Genomic DNA, 19,685 nt, shown 5'->3' with positions numbered 1-19,685 from the left:
TTGAATTAAACAAACAAGTAACAAATTGTTTAATTTAAAATGTATTAAAGATGAAAACACTAAAGTTAATCCCTTTCTTTTGTCTTTTATTTTTTAATTGTTCAGGACAAGACAAACAAAAAAATGAGGCAAACACTATTAAACCTGATGAAAATATTCATGTAAATAAAGAATATGATAATCAAGGTCATTTAATAAAGTATGATTCTATCTATACTTATAGTTATTCTTCAAACAACAAATTAAATGATAGTCTTAAAATGCAATTTCAACAGCACTTTAACAATCATTCTTTTTTTAACGATTCCTTTTTCGATGATTTTTTTAAAAAAGATTCCATTACAGGTAACTTTAACCACAAAAATTTTTTCTTTGATGGTTTTATAAATCAGGATGAAGAAGTAAAAAGGATGATGAAGCGCATGGATTCTATTCAGCAATTATTTTTCAATCAAAACCAAACAAGTATTATTCCTGCAGTACCAGAAAAAGCAGAGCATAAAAGAATTTAAGCTAAGTGTTAGCAAAGCGTTAAATAAAAATTAAAACCAGCACTAATGCTGGTTTCTTTTTTATATTTGAGAGTTAGTTAACCAATCAAACTTATGCTAAAGTCAATATTTTTAAGTATTCTTTTACTATTTACAAGCCTTTTTCTACACGCTCAAAAACCCAAAACACCTTCTTCATCAGAGATATACGAATCCATACAGAAGCTTAATTTTCTTGGTTCTGTACTTTACATTGCAGCACATCCAGATGATGAAAATACGCGCTTAATTGCTTATATGTCTAACCATGAAAAAGCAAGAACAGCATATTTATCATTAACACGTGGTGATGGTGGTCAAAATCTTATTGGCCCTGAAATTAGAGAACTTTTAGGGGTAATTAGAACTCAAGAATTATTGGCTGCAAGACGTATTGATGGTGGTGAACAAATGTTTACTAGAGCTAACGATTTTGGTTACTCTAAGCACCCAGATGAAACTTTAGAAATTTGGAATAAAGATCAAGTTTTAAGCGATGTCGTTTTAGCTATTAGAAAGTTTAAGCCGGATGTTATCATAAATAGGTTTGACCATAGAACTCCAGGTTCTACACACGGTCACCATACAAGCTCTGCGATGTTAAGCGTTGAAGCTTTCGATCTTGCTAACAATAATACGGCATATTCAAATCAATTAGAAATGGCTAGCCTTTGGCAACCTAAGCGCTTATTTTTTAATACAGGTTGGTGGTTTTATGGAAGTCAAGAGAATTTTGAAAAAGCCGATAAAGGTAACTTAGTAAGCTTTGATGTTGGCACGTATTACCCATTAAAAGGCATGTCAAACAACGAGTTAGCGTCATTAGCAAGCAGTCAACATTTATGCCAAGGTTTTGGACGTTTAGCACAACGTGGATCTGAAAATGAATATATCGAGTTTTTAAAAGGAGAACCTCTATCTGATAATAAAAATATTTTTGATGGCATTGATACGTCCTGGAATCGCATAAAAGGAGGAAAAGCCATTGGAGATATTTTATATGAAGTAGAAAATAATTTCAATTTTAAAAATCCTTCAACACATATCCCACAACTTCTTGAAGCATACAAATTACTTGATAAAATAGAAGACCTGCATTGGAAAACTCAAAAAACAAAAGAGTTAAAATCCATTATTGAAATGTGTGCTGGTTTGTATTTAGAAGCTTCAGCAGAAACAAATTGGGCAACTCAAAATGAGGAAGTCAATTTAAATATTGAAGTTTTAAAAAGAAGTGAGATTCCTATAACGCTAGTAAGCCTCAAAATTGTCAACGACATAAATATTAATAAAAACATGTCGCTTGAGAATAATAATAAATATGATTTTAAAGAAGTTATTAAAATTAAAAGTGATGCACAACCTACAACACCATATTGGCTTACCAAAAAAGGAAATTTGGGTATGTATCAGGTTGATGATTTAAATTTAATAGGACTACCTGAAACACCAAGAACACATAAAATAGATTTCAATGTTTTAATAAATAACGTGCCTCTAACTTTCACCAAAAGCATTGTACAACGATATTCTAAACCAGATAAAGGTGAATTGTATCGTCCGTTTGAAATTATCCCAGAAGCTTCTGCAAAAATCACTGAAAAAGTTATTATTTTCGAAAGCGATAAACAACATGATATTACAGTAGTTGTTAAAGCTGGAAGAAATAATTTAGAAGGATTTGCACAAATAGCACACCCAAAGGATTGGAGTGTTTACCCTGAAAAACAAAAAATAAACATCATCAATAAAGGTGAAGAACAAACACTCATTTTTACGGTAATTCCATCAAAAAATCAAAGTGAAGGTTATATAAGTCCAATTATTCATATTGGAGATAAACAATACACCAAAGAGCTTATTGAAATTGATTATGAGCATATTCCATTTCAAACCGTTTTATTACCTAGTGAAAGTAAAATTGTACGTCTTGATATTAAAAAGAAAGGTGAAAACATTGGTTATATACAAGGTGCTGGTGATGTAGTTCCAGAAAGTTTACAACAAATAGGTTATAATGTTTTAGTTATTAAACCTCAAGATATAAATGCTGAAACATTAAGTAGATTTGATGCTATTGTTGTTGGCATTAGAGCATACAATATATTGGATGAGCTAAAATTTAAACAACAACAATTGTTTGATTTTGTTGAAAATGGCGGTAATATGATTGTACAGTACAATACCAATCATAGATTAAAAGTTGATAATTTAGCACCTTATGATTTAAAATTATCACGAGATAGAGTAACTGATGAAAATGCTGAAGTCCGTTTTTTAAATCCAGATCATGAAATACTAAACTCACCAAATAAAATCACACAACAAGATTTTAAAGGCTGGACACAAGAACGCGGATTGTATTTTCCAAATGAATGGTCGCAAGAGTTCACGCCTATTTTATCTATGAACGATAAAGGTGAAACACCAAAAGATGGTAGTTTATTAGTTGCAAAACACGGTAAAGGCTATTACATATATACTGGTTTAAGCTTTTTTAGAGAATTTCCAGAAGGTGTTTCTGGTGCTTACCGATTATTTGCAAACATGCTTTCTATTGGTAAAGAAGATTTAAAAACTAAAGACAAATTAAACGATTAAAGATGCCTGAAGATAAAGAAACAAAACAACCTTGGTTAAAACTTTACTCTATAGTCTTAATTGCCAATGCCATTTATTTTATTCTTTTTTATTTCATAACCAAAGCCTTTTAATACTATGCAAATATTAAGTTGGATAGATTGGACAGTGCTTTGCGTAACTTTATTTGCTATAGTAGCTTATGGCACCTATCAAACCCGTGGTAGTAAAAATGTTCAAGATTATTTAAAAGGTGGCAATACATCAAAATGGTGGACTATTGGGTTATCTGTAATGGCAACACAAGCCAGTGCTATTACGTTTTTATCTACTCCAGGTCAAGCATTTAATGATGGTATGGGCTTTGTACAGTTTTACTTTGGCTTACCTATAGCCATGGTAGTTATTTGCATGGTTTTCATCCCATTATACCACCGTTTAAAAGTTTATACCGCATACGAGTTTTTAGAAAATAGATTCGATTTAAAAACCAGAACATTAGCCGCCATATTATTTTTAATACAACGTGGTTTAGCTGCAGGAATAACCATTTTTGCACCAGCCATAATTTTATCGGTAGTTTTAGGTTGGGATTTATTAACGCTAAACATTATTATAGGCTTTCTTGTAATTATCTATACAGTTTCAGGTGGAACACGTGCTGTAAACGTTACCCAAAAACATCAAATGGTCGTTATTTTTATAGGTATGTTAGTAGCGTTCTTCTTAATTGTGAATAAACTTCCGCAGGATATAACTTTTACTAAAGCTTTAGAAATTGCTGGAGCTAGTGGAAAAATGGAAGTTTTAGATTTCTCCTTCAATTTAAATAATCGTTATACCTTTTGGAGTGGAATTATTGGAGGAACCTTTTTAATGCTATCTTATTTTGGAACCGACCAAAGCCAAGTACAGCGTTACTTATCTGGTAAATCGGTTAAAGAAATGCAACTAGGTTTAATTTTTAATGGCCTGTTAAAAGTACCTATGCAATTCTTTATTTTATTAGTTGGTGTTATGGTTTTTGTTTTTTATCAATTTAATGAAGCGCCTGTAAACTTTAATCCTACGGCTACAGAAGTTGTTTTGAATTCTGAATATGCTGAAGATTATATAAAACTTCAAGACGAGCAACACGATATTTTTAATGATAAGCAGAAAATTATTCAGGCCTATGTTAATTCTGAAAATCCTGAAGAAATTTCAAAATATATAACCATCGCTAATGAAGCAAACAATGAGATTAGAAATGAAGCGAGAGTATTAATTGATAAAGCATCCGAAAACCAAAGTATAAAAGTTGAAAGCAATGATAAAGATTATGTTTTTATTCATTTTATATTAAATAATTTACCACGCGGACTTATAGGATTGCTTTTAGCAGTTATATTAAGTGCAGCCATGTCTAGTACTGCTAGTGAATTAAATGCTTTAGGTTCTACAACTACAATGGATTTATACAAACGAAACACAACAGAGAAAACTGAAGAACAAATGGTAAAAGCTTCTAAATGGTTTACTCTTATTTGGGGTATTTTAGCCATTGGCGTTGCTTGTGTTGCAAATCTTGCTGAAAATTTAATTCAGTTGGTAAACATTATCGGTTCTATTTTTTATGGTAATGTTTTGGGTATTTTCCTATTAGCTTTTTTCTTCAAATTTGTAAAGGGAAATGCTGTTTTTATTGCGGCCTTAATAACTCAAGTTATGGTTATTGGTTTGTATCTTTTAGATTTGTATGAAATGATAAATCTTCCTTTTTTATGGTTAAACTTTGTAGGCTGCATTATTGTTATTACTATTGCGTGCTTACTTCAAATAATTAATCCAAATGACAAAACAATCAGAACATAAAACTATTAACTGGGGTATAATTGGCCTTGGTAATATCGCCAATAAATTTGCCAAAGATTTATTAACTATTAAAGATGCAAAACTATATGCTGTAGCCTCTCGTACTCAAGAAAAAGCAGATGAATTTGCAAAAAAATACGATGCAATAAAAGCATATGATAGTTATGAAGCTTTAGCCAACGACCCAAATATTGATGCAGTTTACATAGCTACACCTCATGTTTATCATAAAGAAAACACCATTTTGTGTTTAAAAAAAGGAATCGCAGTTTTATGCGAAAAGCCTTTTGCAATGAATATTGAAGAAGTAGAAGAAATGATAGCTTGTGCAAAAGAAAACAATACCCTTTTAATGGAAGCGTTATGGACATACTTTTTGCCTCACTATCAATATGTTTTGGAGCTTATTGAAAACAAAACTTACGGTAAAATTTTAAAAGTTGAAAGTGATTTTGGTTTTCACAGAGAATTTGATGATTCTTCAAGAACCTATAACAAATCACTAGGTGGTGGTAGCTTATTAGATATAGGCATCTACCCTATTTTCACAGCACTTTCTACTTTAGGCGTACCAAATAACATTGATGCTACGGCTACTTTTTTTGAGAATGGTGCAGATTCAACATGTGATATGGTTTTTCATTATGACAATTGTGATGCTCATTTAGAAAGTTCATTTATTTCAAATAATCCTACTGAAGCTATTTTTTATTGTGAAAAAGCCATAATAAAAATTAACACCATGTTTCATATGCCAACAACAGTTTCAATAATTATTGATGGAAAGGAAGAAATAAAAGATTTTGGTTACAATACTATTGGTTATAATTATGAAGCCATTCATTTTAATAAATTGATTCGAGAAGGTAAAAAGGAAAGTGATATTATGACTTTTGATTTTAGCAGAAATCTCATAAAAATTTTAGATGACGTTAGAAACATTATTAATCTTAGTTATTAAAACAATAAAAAAAGCGCAACTTTAAAAGTTGCGCTTTTTTTATAAAATTGAAGTTTGTTTTTTCAATCTTCCTAGAAGTCTGGATTTACATAGCTCCCCATTCTTTAAGAGAATCATTATTCATTTTTACATAATCTGTATTACCAGCTTTTTCAGCAGCAGCTAAAGATTTTTTAGCAGCAGAAATTGCTCCTTTTTTATCACCAGCTTTTGCATAAATTAGAGATTGTTGTCTTAATTGCCAAAACTGTGGATTATCAGTCATACTCATAGATTTATCCATCCATTCTTTTGCTTTAGCTATATCTTTTCCTTCACTTAAATAATAAGTTGCAGCAGCGTAATAATCATTTGCACTTGGTCCACTTAAAGCACTTTCAATAGCAGCTGTTACAGCTTTATCTGTAGGTACAGTAAAAGGAACTGCTACATATGTTTTCTCCCAAATAAACTCTAAAGTGGCACTAGAATTTGTTAAGTTATTAATATCAATAGTAAAAGACTCTACATTAAAAGGTAGAGGATAAACTTCAGCAGTAACTCTTGCTGCTACTTTAGTTTCGTCTAACTCAGCAGGTGCTCCACCACCAGCATATTCAGTATAAAAAACAACTTCCCAAGAATTAGCTTGTGGAATAGCAAATATGGCATAAGTACCAGCTTTAAGCTCTTTACCATCTACAGCAACATCGTTGCTAAACGTAATTTTAGTTCTAGCATTTGCGCCAGCTCTCCAAACTTTACCGTAAGGCACTAAATCTCCAAAAACAGTTCTTCCCTTTACACTAGGTCGCGAGTAATCTAAATTTACAGTTGTTAAACCAACCATTTGTTCCACTTTACTAGATGGGCTCGGTGCAGGTGTTTCAATTTGTGCATTTACAGAGTAAACTGTTGTAAATGCTAATAATAGTAATAGTAGTTTTTTCATTTTAATATGTATTAGATAATTTAGGTTATAATTGTAGGCATAAATTTACGTATCAAAAATCCTTTTAATGTTAACAAAACCTTAAAATAAGTCATCGTATATTTACATATTAATAAATCTTGAGATACAAGAAAAAGATTAAAAGCAATAAGATTTTCAAGTAAAATTAACTCCAATATTAATCTCTAGTCGAAAAAAAAGGAAGCTTAAATGAAAAAATTTTACTCCGAAATAATAGGCACTTTTGCGATGGTTTTTTGTGGTTGTGGAGCCATGACTATTAACGAAATAACAAACGGAAGTATTTCACACGCTGGTGTTGCTGCTACTTGGGGGCTAATTGTTATGACTATGATATATGCTTTTGGAGAAATATCTGGAGCACATTTTAACCCAGCAGTAACTATAGGATTTGCATTTGCTAAAAAATTTGCTTGGAAAGATGTCCCTAAGTATATTCTAGCACAAGCTATAGGTGCTGTTTTTGCAGCATTTTTATTGTGGTTTTTATTTCCCGAAAGTCAATTTTTAGGAGAAACGACACCTGCCAATGGTTTTCCTGCATACAAAGCTGCTATTTTAGAATTCCTACTTACTTTCTTTTTAATGATTGTAATTATTAACGTTTCAACTGGTAGCAAAGAAATTGGAAATATGGCTGCCATAGCTGTTGGTAGTGTCATACTTTTAGAAGCTATGTTTGCTGGCCCTATGACTAAAGCCTCAATGAACCCCATACGCTCAATTGCTCCTGCCCTCTTCACAGGTAATTTTCAATATTTATGGCTTTATATTTCAGCTCCTATTTTGGGTGCTATAACTGCTGTTTCAAGTTGTAAATTAACAAAAAACGATAATTGCTGTTAAATTTTGAATTGGTGGTTTTAATATTTTGTTCAACTTATTACAAAAATTGTTAAACATTTTGTATCTTTGTTGTAAATCAATTTGTTATGGCAAAGAAAAAAACAATTTCAAAAAACGATATTATAACATATTATATGGATTATGTTTTAGAGCATAATCAAAATCCAAAATCAGTTTTTGCATTCGCGAAGATTAATAATTTTGAAGAATCTAAATTCTATGAATTTTTCGCATCATTTGAAGTTATTGAAAAAGCCATATTTGAAGCCTTTTTCAATAACTCAGTAAATGCATTAAATGCAAGTGAAGATTATAAAATATTTGACGCTAGAAACAAACTACTAAGTTTTTACTTCACCTTTTTTGAAAACTTAACTGCGAATAGAAGTTACGTTAAACTTGTTCTTTACAAATACAAAAACAGTTTAAAAGGCTTAAAAGTACTTTCTGGATTAAAACATCATTTTACAGATTATATATATCACTTAGAAATACAAATGCTGGATGTTAAGCAAGAACAAATAGAAAAAATTCAACAAAGAACATTAAAAGAATCGGCTTGGTTACAATTATTATTAACCATGAAATTTTGGTTAGACGACACTTCTCCTTCTTTTGAAAAAACAGATATTTTTATTGAAAAATCTGTTAACACAAGTTTTGATGTTTTGGATGTTGCTCCTCTAAAAAGCGTTATAGATCTTGGTAAATTTCTATTTAAAGAAAAATTCCAAATGAACTAATATTATCTTATGAAAACCATAGACAAAATACCTACTAGTAAAATTCAACGTGCTACAAAATTAGTTACAACAGGTGCCAAAGTTGGTGTTAATTACTTAAAATACTACGGAGATAAAATTGTAAATTCTGAAGAAGATGCTAAAGAGCGTTTAAATAAAAACAATGCTTCAGATATTTATGATGGCTTAAAACAATTAAAAGGAAGTGCACTTAAAGTGGCACAAATGCTAAGTATGGAAAAGAGTATTTTACCGCAAGCTTATGTTGAAAAGTTTTCGCTAGCACAATTTTCGGTGCCGCCATTATCGCCTCCTTTGGTAATAAAAACTTTTAAAAAATATTTTGGAAAACATCCAAATGACATATTCGATACTTTTAACGCAACTTCTGTAAACGCTGCTAGCATTGGGCAAGTGCATATTGCAGAAAAGAATGGGAAAAAACTTGCTGTGAAAATCCAATATCCAGGAGTTGCAGAAAGTATCGCATCAGATTTAGCTATGGTTAAACCTGTTGCCATGAGTATGTTTAACATAAAAGGAAAAGATTCTGACAAATACTTCAAGGAAGTAGAAAACAAACTTGTTGAAGAAACTAATTATATTCTTGAATTAAAACAAAGCAAAGAGATTGCAAAGGCTTGTAATCACATTCAAAATCTAGTTTTCCCAAATTATTATGAGGAATTTTCATCTGAAAGAATTATAACTATGGATTATATGCATGGTGAACATCTTTCAGAATTTACAGCATATAATACAAATCAAGAAAACTCTAATAAACTTGGGCAAGCACTTTGGGATTTCTACATGTTTCAAATTCATAACCTAAAAAAAGTACATGCAGATCCACACCCAGGAAATTTTTTAATTTCTAAAGAAAACGAATTGGTTGCTTTAGATTTTGGTTGTATGAAAACTATTCCTGACGATTTTTACGTGCCTTATTTTGAATTAGCAAAAAAAGAAAACATAAATAACAAAGAGTATTTTGTATCAAAACTATATGAATTAGAAATTCTTAAAGAAGATGATACTAAAGATGAGCTAGAGTTTTTTACAGCTATGTTTCATGAAATGCTAAGTTTATTCACGCAGCCATTTCACGCTGAAACTTTTGATTTTTCTGACGCCAATTTCTTTGGTAAAATTGCCGAATTGGGAGAACGCTATTCTAAAAGTACAGATTTAAAAAAGATGAATGGTAACCGTGGCTCAAAACACTTTATTTATATAAACAGAACCTTTTTTGGGCTTTATAATTTAATGTTCGATTTAAAAGCTCAAAACATAAAAATTAATAATTATTTAGAATTGTAATGGGCTACTTTAGTAAAAGTGACATAGATAATCTAGAACATATTTATAAAATAAACCTTATAAATAGTTGTTCTGGTTATAAATCGGCAAATCTTATTGGTACAAAATCTAAAGAAGGTTATGAAAATGTTGCTGTATTCAGCTCCATAACTCATATTGGTTCTAGTCCAGCTATGTTTGGCTTTTTTTCACGTCCAACAACCGTTTCTAGAAATACTTACGATAACATAAAATCTACAGGTTTTTACACCATAAATCATATTCATGAAAACATTATTGAAGATGCTCATCATACATCAGCAAAATATGATGCTTCAATTTCTGAATTTGATTTAACTAACTTAAATTCAGAATATAAAAATAACTTTCATGCACCATTTGTTCAAGATGCTCCGTTACAATTAGCAATGCAATTTGTTGAAGAATATCATATTAAAGAAAATGACACTATTCTAGTTATTGGAAAAATTATCGGCTTACACATTAATGATGGTTTAATTGAAAAAGATGGGTTTGTAAATTTATCTAAAGCAAAAGTTGCAGCCATAAATGGCTTAGATGCTTATGCAATTCCAGAAACAAATAAGCGTTTTGGTTACCAAAGACCAAAAACATTTGAGTCTGTAAATAATTAATAAAACTTATTTAAGTTTTAAAATAATCAGTAAAAATGAAAATTCTTGTTACAGGAGCAACTGGCTATATAGGCAAACGCCTTATTCCTCTTTTACTTAGTGAAGGACATACAGTTTTTTGTGTAGTTAGAGATAAATTAAGAGCTGACAAAAGTTATTCAGAAGAAGAAAACGTTAATATAATTGAGGCCGATTTTTTAAAGCCTGAAACACTTCATAACATCCCTAAAGAAATAGACGTAGCTTATTATCTTATACATTCTATGTCTAATTCTTCAAAAGATTTCGAATCACTTGAAGAGCAATGTGCGGTCAATTTTAAAAATTGTTTAGAAACCACAAACGTTAAGCAGGTTATTTATTTAAGTGGGATTACCAATGAAAAAGAACTTTCAAAACATTTACGTTCTAGAAAAAATGTAGAAGATTTGCTAGCGTCTAAAAAATACGCTACAACTATATTTAAAGCTGGAATTATTGTTGGTTCTGGTAGTTCTTCTTTTGAAATTATAAGAGATTTAGTTGAAAAACTTCCTTTCATGATTGCCCCAAAGTGGTTGCACACAAAAACTCAACCTCTAGCTGTTAGAGACGTTATGTCTTTTTTACTTAAAGCTGCTGGTAATACAGAATTATACAACAAATCTTATGATGTTTTTGGTCCTGAAATATTAAATTATAAGCAATTACTACTTCAATTTGCAGAAGTAAGAAATCTTAAACGCTATATTTTAACCGTTCCGGTAATGACGCCAAAATTATCTTCTTATTGGTTATATTTTGTAACCTCTACCTCTTACAAACTAGCTTCATCGTTGGTGGATAGTATGGGTGTGCAAATTATTGGTAAACCTAGTAATATTAACAAATTACTTAATGTAAACCCTTTAACATACAAACAAGCTGTTGAATTAGCTTTTGAAAAAATTGAGCAAAATAGTATTGTTTCCAGTTGGAAAGACTCTATGATTAGTAGTGGTAGATTACGTAATAATTTACACAAATATATTAACGTGCCTAAGTACGGTTGCTTTAAAGATTATAAAGAACGGCCAGTAATAAATTCAAAAACAACCATTGATAAAATTTGGTCTATTGGTGGTAAAACAGGTTGGTATTATGGCAATATTTTATGGCGTATTCGTGGTTATATAGATAAACTTTTTGGTGGCATAGGTTTACGTCGCGGTCGCACAAGTCCAACAGATTTAGACGCTGGAGATTCTTTAGATTTCTGGCGAGTAATATTTGCAGATAAAGAACAGCAAAAACTTTTACTTTATGCAGAAATGCGTCTTCCAGGGGAAGCATGGCTAGAATTTAAAATTGAAAATGGCTTACTCAAACAAACTGCAACGTTTAGACCACGAGGCCTTTGGGGACGTTTATATTGGTATAGCGTACTTCCTTTTCATGGATTTATATTTAAAGGCATGATTAATGCATTAGTTAAATAATAAGCAAAAGTTATTACTGTATAGAAAATAGTTTTGTTTAACTTATATATAAATATTTTAAACATTTATATATTTGATATAATCAATAAATTATGATTTTAGATTCAACAAATACTAACAAAGAAAATAAGGTAATCATAGAAGATTTAGTAGGTAGATCTTTTACCCTTTTTGAATCTTTTAAAATGAAAGGTATTGGTTCTAAAAGAATGATTATAGAAGAGGTTAGTCCTAACCTAAAATCATACTTAAATGTAGTTTCAGACATCAATTATGCAAATATAGAATTACGTCCTGGCGGTATTCTTATTTATATTAATAAAGGTTTAAAAAACTTTACTTGGGCTATTCCATATTACCATTTAGTTTTATACAAAATAAATGGAGCAAGTATTCATGCACAAGGACGCTTTATTCGTTTTAAAAACAATAAAACATTTAAAGAAAACAAATCTTTTTTAAGCAAAATGTTAGATCAGAAAATAAAATACGACTTGCAATATAATTTTCAACGTATATGAATTTAACAATTGTAGATATTGATAGAATAATAGAAATGGCTTGGGAAGACCGAACAACTTTTGAAGCTATTAATTTTCAATTTGGATTAAAAGAACAAGAAGTAATTGAACTGATGCGAACTGAAATGAAACCTAGTAGTTTTAAAATGTGGCGCAAACGAGTTCAAGGAAGAAAAACAAAACATGAAAAACTTAGAGCTTTTGAAAAGGGCCGTTTTAAATGTTCTAGACAAAAACAAATTACCCATAATACAATATCTAAACGTTAACGTGCTTTGGTTAAAGAAAAATTTTCTTTAAGACAGCACACTAAAAAGACAAACATGAGTATAGAGACTTTAAAAAGCAACAAAAACAATCATAAATTAAATGGATTTTCTATTGATGATATTGGAGACGACCATCTATTTACAGGTTTAGAAACTCCCATGAAAAAAGACGCTTTCAAATTAAATGATACCGAAAAAAAAGAGCGTATTGCCATTTTATTTGAAGAGATTATGGACGTTATGGGGTTAGATTTAACAGACGATTCTTTAAAAGGAACACCACAACGCGTTGCCAAAATGTATATAGATGAAATATTTTCTGGATTAAATCCTCAAAACAAACCAAAAATTGCATTGTTTGATAATAAATACCAATACAATCAAATGTTGGTAGAAAAAAACATAACATTTTATTCAAACTGCGAGCATCATTTTGTGCCTATTATTGGCAAAGCACATGTAGCATATATCTCATCTGGTAAGGTAATTGGTTTATCTAAACTAAATCGTATTGTACAGTATTATGCAAAACGCCCGCAAGTTCAAGAACGATTAACCAATCAAATCGCCAATGAGTTAAAAAATATTTTAGAAACTGATGATGTTGCTATTATCATAGATGCAAAACATTTATGTGTATCTTCTAGAGGTATTAAAGATGATACTTCTGCTACAGTAACATCATATTATGGTGGACAATTTAATACACCAGAAAAAATAAGAGAATTACAAAATTATTTAAACAATTAAAATTATGGATTTAATAGAAAGAGCCTTAGAATTTGAAAAAACAAAAATGCGGTCTTTATCTACTAGCGACCGTGTTAAAATTTCCCGAGAAGCTAAACAATTAATACTAGATTTAAATCAAGTATATAAGCGTAAAAAAGATGAAAAAATTATGGACATCATGAAGCGTTTAACTGCAATAAAAAGAAAAGTTGAAAAACGATTAAAAGGAGCACCTTTAACCGCTTAAATTTTAAAGAAACTTGAAATTATATTGTTCAATGAATTAAAATATTAAATTTTACATAAATTATCCCCATAAAAATCGTATATATCATAGATTTTACTATATTGTGAAATTGTGGAAATACATCATTATCCGCACCTAATAAAAATTAGATTAAAGATTAAAAAATTATGGAGATTATTGATAAAGCTCTAGAATTCGAACAACGCAAACACACTTTTAAAACAACAAGTGAACGCATCGAGTCGTCTAGAGAGGTTAAAGACCTAATATTAAGTTTAAATTCTATTTATAAAGAGGAAAAAGATCCTAAAATAATGGATCTTATGAAGCGCTTAACTGCAATAAAACAGAAAATTGAAAAAAGGCTAAAGGGCAGGCCATAAATTTAAAAATGCCCTGAAACCATATGAAAACAATTATTGTTATAGGTGGAAGTAAGGGCATTGGAAATGCCATAATAAAAAAGCTCCTCAATCACTCCAAAGTAATAAATATAAGCAGAACTTCACCTGAAGAAACTCATGCTAATTTAATTCATTATTCTTGTGATATTACCAAAGAGGATTTACCTGAAATTGAATCTGCAGACGGATTAATTTACTGCCCAGGTAGTATTAATTTAAAGCCTATTTCTAGACTTACCATAGACGATTTTAAAAACGACTTTGAAATCAATGTTATTGGGGCTGTAAAATCTATTCAAAAATATTTACCAATTCTTAAAAAAGGTAACAATCCTGCTATTGTTCTATTTAGTACTGTAGCTGCTAAATTAGGCATGCCTTTTCATGCGAGTATAGCAACATCAAAAGCTGGTGTTGAAGGTTTAGTAAAATCGTTAGGAGCAGAATTAGCTCCAACTATTCGTATTAATGCTATTGCTCCAACAGTTACAAACACACAATTAGCATCTAAACTTTTACGTAATGACAAAATGATTGAAAATATCACGGAACGTCATCCTCTAAAAAAGTTTTTAAATCCTGATGAAGTTGCAGATATGGCAGAGTTTTTAATTTCTGAGAAAACGGCTTCTTTGTCTGGTCAAATATTCGAGATGGATTGTGGTATAGTAAGTTTTAAAATTTAAATATGAACCCATTTATAGCTTTTCTAGCAACACTCTTTTCTTTAAACAGTAATCAACAACAGGCAATGAATATAGAATCAATTTATGATATTTCCATTAATGCTTTAAACGGGAAACCAATAAATCTAGCAGATTTTAAAGGCAAACATTTACTATTTGTAAACGTAGCTTCAAAATGTGGTTTTACATCACAATACAAAGAATTGCAAGAGTTACATGAAACATATAAAGACAAACTTCAAATTATAGGTTTACCATGTAATCAATTTGGCGGTCAAGAACCTGGTGATGCAAAAGCTATCGAATCTTTTTGCGAAGTAAATTACGGTGTAACTTTTTTAATTACTGAAAAAATTGATGTTAAAGGCAAAAACCAACACCCATTATACACTTGGTTAACTCAAAAGGTTAATAATGGAAAAATAGATTCTTCAGTAAAGTGGAATTTTCAAAAATACTTAGTTAATGACCAAGGCAAACTTGTAGATTATTATTTATCTGCTACAAATCCATTAAATTCAAAAATAACAAAACACTTAAAGTAAAACTGATGTTCGGATTATTTAAAAAGAAATCTGAAGTTGAAAAACTTCAAGATAAATTCAAATCACTTATGAAAGAATGGCATGAACTATCTAGCATTAATAGATCAGAAAGCGATAAAAAATATGCTGAAGCTGAAGCTATTGCTAAACAAATTGAAGAACTAAAAGCATGAAACTGTTTAAATACATCAGTATATTTCTTGTTATAAACTTTGTTGCTTTAGCTATTGGTACTTGGTTAATGAATGATGGCCCTAAAACAGATTGGTATCAGAATTTAAACAAAGCACCTTGGACGCCTGCTGGTTGGGTTTTTGGAGTCGCTTGGACAAGTATAATGATTTGTTTTTCAGTTTATATGGCCTATTTATACAAAGTCACACCAAGTAAAAAAATTTTAACCTTATTTAGTATTCAGTTTGTATTTAATGTGATTTGGAATTATGTGTTTTTCAATCAGCATTTAATAGGTTTAGGATTATTAGTTATTTTAATTTTAACAATTATAGTAGCGACCTTCATATTTTTATTTAAAAATACATTGAAAACTAAAAGTATTTTAATACTCCCTTATTTTTTATGGCTATGTATTGCAACTTCGCTAAATGCTTATATTTTAATTTATAATTAATGAAAATTTACAGATTACATAAAAAGCAAAATTTACCAATATCTATAGAACAAGCTTGGGATTTTCTATCAGATCCAAAAAACCTAAAAACCATAACACCAGATTACATGGGGTTTCATATATTATCTGGAGCAGACAGACCTATGTTTGCAGGACAAATTATTCAATATATTGTAACACCTGTTTTGGGTATAAAAACAAAATGGGTAACAGAAATTACACATATTAAGGATAAACAATATTTTGTTGATGAACAACGCTTTGGACCTTATGCTTTATGGCATCACAAGCATTTTATAAATAAAATTGAAGGAGGTGTAGAAATGGAAGATATTATTGATTACAAAGTTCCTTTTGGGATTTTAGGGCAATTAGCGCATCCTATTTTAGTTAAACCTAAACTTGAAGAAATTTTTAATTACAGAACAAAAAAACTAGAAGAATTATTCGGCAAGTATTAAATGAAAGAAACTATAAACATATTCTGGTTTCGTCGTGATTTAAGATTAGATGATAATATAGCTTTATACCAAGCACTAAATAGTGAATTTCCTGTATTGCCTATTTTTATTTTTGACTCTGAAATTTTAGAAAACTTACCTAAAGATGATGCTAGAGTCACATTCATATTCAATACATTACAAAAAATGCGTTCAACGCTTCAAGATGAACACAATAGTAGTATTGCTATGTTTTACGATAAACCAATTCATGTTTACAAGCAATTAATAAAAGATTATACTATAAATACTGTTTATACAAATCATGATTATGAACCTTACGCAAAAAAAAGAGATGAAGAAATAAAGTTGTTTTTGCAGAAAAATGAAATTGATTTTAATAGTTTTAAAGACCAAGTTATTTTTGAAAAGAATGACGTTGTAAAAAGTGATGGTACTCCATACTTAGTTTACACCCCTTACATGAAAACTTGGAAACAAAAATTCAAATCTCATAATCTAGAAATTTTTAATTTAGATAGTTCGCTTAAAAACCTTCTAAAACAAACTGGTTTACCAAACCTTACTTTAGAAGCTATTGGATTTATAAAATCTAAACAAACTATAGCAGACTATACAGTAAATGCAACAGTAATTCAAACCTACGAAGCGACAAGAAATTTCCCTTCTAAAGATAGTACGTCCAGATTAGGGCCTCATTTACGTTTTGGGACTGTTAGTATTCGTAAAATGATTAAAAAAGCAATTGCAGAAAAAAACGAAATATTCTGGCAAGAGTTAATTTGGAGAGAGTTTTTTATGCAAATATTATGGCATTTTCCACACACAGTCAATAAATCTTTTAAACCAAAATACGACAGAATAGAATGGCGTAATAATGAAGAAGAGTTTAAATTATGGTGCGAAGGAAAAACAGGTTATCCTTTAGTTGATGCTGGAATGAGACAACTCAATCAAACAGGGTTTATGCATAACCGAGTGCGCATGTTAGTAGGTAGTTTTTTATGCAAACATTTACTTATAGATTGGCGTTGGGGAGAAGCCTATTTTGCCGAGAAATTACACGATTACGATATGGCAAGTAATATTGGAAACTGGCAATGGGTTGCTGGTTCTGGTGTTGATGCAGCACCGTATTTCCGTATTTTTAACCCAACAACTCAAATTGAAAAATTTGATAAAAAACTAGAATACATAAAAAAATGGGTACCAGATTTTCAAGAACTCACCTACCCTTCTGAAATGGTTGATCATAAATTTGCAAGAGAACGTTGTTTACAAATTTACAAAGGCGCTTTAAATTAATTCAATTTTTACAATAACTTGACAATCAAGTAAATTATAAATTAGTATTTTTACTTTTATACTACCAAAACCCAACACAACTAAGTATAAAATTATATGAAAAGTAAAATACTATTACTCCTATTCTTGTTATCAAATGTTTTAATATACTCACAAGAAAAACTATTACATAATAATTATTTACGCGAAGGATTATCACTAAACGGTCAATGGAATTACATAGTTGACATGTATGAAACCGGATATTATAATTACCGTTGGGAACCGCATGATGGTTCTGAAAACCCAGGTGCTGGTGCTTTTTTTACTAATAAAAAGCCAGAAAACAAAATGGATTTAGTTGAGTTTGATTTTGATACAGCTCCAACATTAAATGTTCCTGGCGATTGGAATTCGCAAAAAGAAAATCTTTATTTCTATGAAGGTTCTTTATGGTATAAAAAATCATTTAACATTAAAAACTACAATTCATCAAAACGTTATTACATCCATTTTGGGGCTGTAAATTATCGTGCAGATGTTTATGTAAATGGCAAAAAATTAGGAACCCATAAAGGCGGTTTTACACCATTTAATTTTGACATGTCTCATTTAGTTAATGCTAAAGATAATTTTGTGATTGTAAAAGTTGATAACAAAAGAGCTGCAGATGAAGTTCCAACATTAAATACAGATTGGTGGAATTATGGAGGAATTACTCGCGATGTTACCATATATGAATTAAATGAAACATTTATTGAAGATTATAGTCTTCAATTAGATAAAAATAACAACAAACTTTTAAGAGGTTATATTCAATTAAATGGAGAAGCAAAAGCTAATAAAGAAGTATCTATTAGTATTCCTGAGCTCAAATTGATTAAAATTTTTAAAACTGATAATACAGGCGTTGCTAAAGTGGAATTTTCAGTAAAAAAATTAGAATATTGGAGTGATATCAATCCTAAACTATATGATGTAATACTTTCATTAAATGATGATGATATTTCAGATAAAATAGGATTTCGCCAAATAACAACACAAGGCTCAGATATTTTATTAAATGGCAAAAAAATATTTTTAAAAGGGATTAGCATTCATGAAGAAAATCCAATACGTGGCGGACGAGCATATTCTATGGAAGATGCAAAATTACTACTTTCATGGGCTAAAGATTTAGGTTGTAACTTTATGCGTTTAGCACATTATCCTCATAACGAAAATATGGCGCGTCTTGCTGATGAATGGGGTATTATGGTTTGGGAAGAAATTCCTGTGTATTGGACTATTGATTGGAAAAACCAAGAAACCTACAAAAAAGCAGAACAACAACTTACAGAAGTAATTAGTAGAGATAAAAACCGTGCTTCAGTCATCATTTGGTCTATGGCAAATGAAACTCCTCAATCAGAGCCTCGCTTTAACTTTTTATCAAATCTGGCTAAAACAACACGTACTTTAGATAATACGCGTTTAATTAGTGCTGCTCTAGAAGATCATGGTAAAGTGGGCGATGAAAACACAATGATTGTTGAAGATAAATTTGCCGAAGTGGTAGATATTTTAAGCTTTAATCAATACTATGGCTGGTATGGCGGTGATGTAGACAATATTAAAAATATTAAATGGGATGTTAATTATAACAAACCAATAATAATCTCAGAATTTGGAGCTGGTGCAAAACAAGGTTATCATGCAGATAACTTAACTAGGTGGAGCGAAGAGTTTCAAGATTTACTTTATAAAGAAACTTTACCAACTTTGGCTAAAATACCGCAGTTAAGTGGGATAACACCTTGGATATTAGTAGATTTTCGTTCTCCTCGTCGTATGTTAATTCCGCAACAAGAAGGATGGAACAGAAAAGGTCTTATTTCTGAAGAAGGAAACCGAAAAAAAGCATTCTATACTCTACAAAAATTTTACAAAGAACTTAAAATTGATGATTAATTAGGTATATACTTAATATCAAAAATACGTATAACTGCTTATTTTATTTAAAATTTACAAGTATTACATTTGGTTTA

The 19,685-nt window shown here is 30.2% G+C and carries 22 protein-coding genes; 21 read left to right on the top strand and 1 reads right to left on the bottom strand.

Annotated features, from left to right (window positions below; genetic code table 11):
* Positions 1 to 50 precede the first annotated feature (50 nt).
* From BT151_RS06775 to BT151_RS06760, 4 genes are all read left to right on the top strand, one after another.
* On the top strand, positions 51 to 512 hold the full coding sequence (locus BT151_RS06775) for a hypothetical protein (RefSeq protein WP_072401057.1): 462 nt from the start codon (positions 51 to 53) through the stop codon (positions 510 to 512).
* Positions 513 to 605: 93 nt separating this feature from the next.
* Entirely contained in the window at positions 606 to 3,131 is a 2,526-nt protein-coding gene (locus BT151_RS06770; RefSeq protein ID WP_072401056.1) for a PIG-L family deacetylase, read from the top strand.
* 117 nt (positions 3,132 to 3,248) lie between these two features.
* Entirely contained in the window at positions 3,249 to 4,964 is a 1,716-nt protein-coding gene (locus tag BT151_RS06765) for a sodium:solute symporter family protein (RefSeq protein WP_072401055.1), read from the top strand.
* The gene (locus BT151_RS06760) at positions 4,942 to 5,925 is read left to right on the top strand and encodes a Gfo/Idh/MocA family protein (protein ID WP_072401054.1); all 984 of its coding nucleotides are present in this window, start codon (positions 4,942 to 4,944) and stop codon (positions 5,923 to 5,925) included. The genes BT151_RS06765 and BT151_RS06760 overlap by 23 nt, the downstream gene beginning before the upstream one ends.
* Before the next feature lie 85 nt (positions 5,926 to 6,010).
* Here the strand turns inward: BT151_RS06760 and BT151_RS06755 are convergent, their stop codons facing one another.
* On the bottom strand, positions 6,011 to 6,856 hold the full coding sequence (locus BT151_RS06755) for a DUF2911 domain-containing protein (protein WP_072401053.1): 846 nt from the start codon (positions 6,854 to 6,856) through the stop codon (positions 6,011 to 6,013).
* A gap of 210 nt (positions 6,857 to 7,066) precedes the next feature.
* Here BT151_RS06755 and BT151_RS06750 point away from each other — a divergent pair, with 210 nt between their 5' ends.
* The 17 genes from BT151_RS06750 (at position 7,067) to BT151_RS06675 (ending at position 19,608) form a co-directional block, all read left to right on the top strand.
* Positions 7,067 to 7,723, top strand: coding sequence for an MIP/aquaporin family protein (locus BT151_RS06750; protein ID WP_072401052.1), 657 nt, complete (start codon positions 7,067 to 7,069; stop codon positions 7,721 to 7,723).
* Positions 7,724 to 7,809: 86 nt separating this feature from the next.
* On the top strand, positions 7,810 to 8,466 hold the full coding sequence (locus tag BT151_RS06745) for a TetR family transcriptional regulator C-terminal domain-containing protein (RefSeq protein ID WP_072401051.1): 657 nt from the start codon (positions 7,810 to 7,812) through the stop codon (positions 8,464 to 8,466).
* 9 nt (positions 8,467 to 8,475) lie between these two features.
* Entirely contained in the window at positions 8,476 to 9,786 is a 1,311-nt protein-coding gene (locus BT151_RS06740) for an ABC1 kinase family protein (protein WP_072401050.1), read from the top strand.
* Entirely contained in the window at positions 9,786 to 10,421 is a 636-nt protein-coding gene (locus tag BT151_RS06735) for a flavin reductase family protein (protein ID WP_072401049.1), read from the top strand. Before BT151_RS06740 ends, BT151_RS06735 begins: the two co-directional genes overlap by 1 nt.
* Before the next feature lie 35 nt (positions 10,422 to 10,456).
* Complete coding sequence (locus BT151_RS06730) at positions 10,457 to 11,878, top strand: SDR family oxidoreductase (RefSeq protein WP_072401048.1); 1,422 nt, start codon at positions 10,457 to 10,459, stop codon at positions 11,876 to 11,878.
* Between the two features lie 92 nt (positions 11,879 to 11,970).
* Positions 11,971 to 12,399 carry a hypothetical protein gene (locus BT151_RS06725; RefSeq protein WP_072401047.1) on the top strand — a complete coding sequence of 143 codons (429 nt, stop codon included), beginning with the start codon at positions 11,971 to 11,973 and terminating at the stop codon, positions 12,397 to 12,399.
* On the top strand, positions 12,396 to 12,668 hold the full coding sequence (locus BT151_RS06720) for a TIGR03643 family protein (protein ID WP_072401046.1): 273 nt from the start codon (positions 12,396 to 12,398) through the stop codon (positions 12,666 to 12,668). Before BT151_RS06725 ends, BT151_RS06720 begins: the two co-directional genes overlap by 4 nt.
* 54 nt (positions 12,669 to 12,722) lie before the next feature.
* The gene (folE, locus tag BT151_RS06715) at positions 12,723 to 13,418 is read left to right on the top strand and encodes a GTP cyclohydrolase I FolE (RefSeq protein ID WP_072401045.1); all 696 of its coding nucleotides are present in this window, start codon (positions 12,723 to 12,725) and stop codon (positions 13,416 to 13,418) included.
* A 4-nt stretch (positions 13,419 to 13,422) separates the two neighbouring features.
* The gene (locus BT151_RS06710) at positions 13,423 to 13,647 is read left to right on the top strand and encodes a hypothetical protein (protein ID WP_072401044.1); all 225 of its coding nucleotides are present in this window, start codon (positions 13,423 to 13,425) and stop codon (positions 13,645 to 13,647) included.
* A 167-nt stretch (positions 13,648 to 13,814) separates the two neighbouring features.
* Positions 13,815 to 14,030, top strand: coding sequence for a hypothetical protein (locus BT151_RS06705; RefSeq protein WP_072401043.1), 216 nt, complete (start codon positions 13,815 to 13,817; stop codon positions 14,028 to 14,030).
* A 23-nt stretch (positions 14,031 to 14,053) separates the two neighbouring features.
* Positions 14,054 to 14,737 carry an SDR family NAD(P)-dependent oxidoreductase gene (locus BT151_RS06700; protein ID WP_072401042.1) on the top strand — a complete coding sequence of 228 codons (684 nt, stop codon included), beginning with the start codon at positions 14,054 to 14,056 and terminating at the stop codon, positions 14,735 to 14,737.
* 2 nt (positions 14,738 to 14,739) lie between these two features.
* Entirely contained in the window at positions 14,740 to 15,282 is a 543-nt protein-coding gene (locus tag BT151_RS06695; RefSeq protein ID WP_072401041.1) for a glutathione peroxidase, read from the top strand.
* Between the two features lie 5 nt (positions 15,283 to 15,287).
* Positions 15,288 to 15,455 carry a Lacal_2735 family protein gene (locus BT151_RS18465; RefSeq protein WP_143144272.1) on the top strand — a complete coding sequence of 56 codons (168 nt, stop codon included), beginning with the start codon at positions 15,288 to 15,290 and terminating at the stop codon, positions 15,453 to 15,455.
* Complete coding sequence (locus BT151_RS06690) at positions 15,452 to 15,913, top strand: TspO/MBR family protein (RefSeq protein WP_072401040.1); 462 nt, start codon at positions 15,452 to 15,454, stop codon at positions 15,911 to 15,913. The genes BT151_RS18465 and BT151_RS06690 overlap by 4 nt, the downstream gene beginning before the upstream one ends.
* Complete coding sequence (locus BT151_RS06685) at positions 15,913 to 16,374, top strand: SRPBCC family protein (RefSeq protein WP_072401039.1); 462 nt, start codon at positions 15,913 to 15,915, stop codon at positions 16,372 to 16,374. The genes BT151_RS06690 and BT151_RS06685 overlap by 1 nt, the downstream gene beginning before the upstream one ends.
* Complete coding sequence (locus tag BT151_RS06680; protein WP_072401038.1) at positions 16,375 to 17,679, top strand: cryptochrome/photolyase family protein; 1,305 nt, start codon at positions 16,375 to 16,377, stop codon at positions 17,677 to 17,679.
* A gap of 96 nt (positions 17,680 to 17,775) precedes the next feature.
* Complete coding sequence (locus tag BT151_RS06675; RefSeq protein WP_072401037.1) at positions 17,776 to 19,608, top strand: glycoside hydrolase family 2 protein; 1,833 nt, start codon at positions 17,776 to 17,778, stop codon at positions 19,606 to 19,608.
* Positions 19,609 to 19,685 lie beyond the last annotated feature (77 nt).

Origin of the sequence: Flaviramulus basaltis (genome assembly GCF_900114265.1) — a bacterium.
Taxonomy (GTDB): domain Bacteria; phylum Bacteroidota; class Bacteroidia; order Flavobacteriales; family Flavobacteriaceae; genus Flaviramulus; species Flaviramulus basaltis.
The sequence above is the reverse complement of the archived record's forward strand: the minus strand, read 5'-3'. Positions and strand labels throughout refer to the sequence as shown.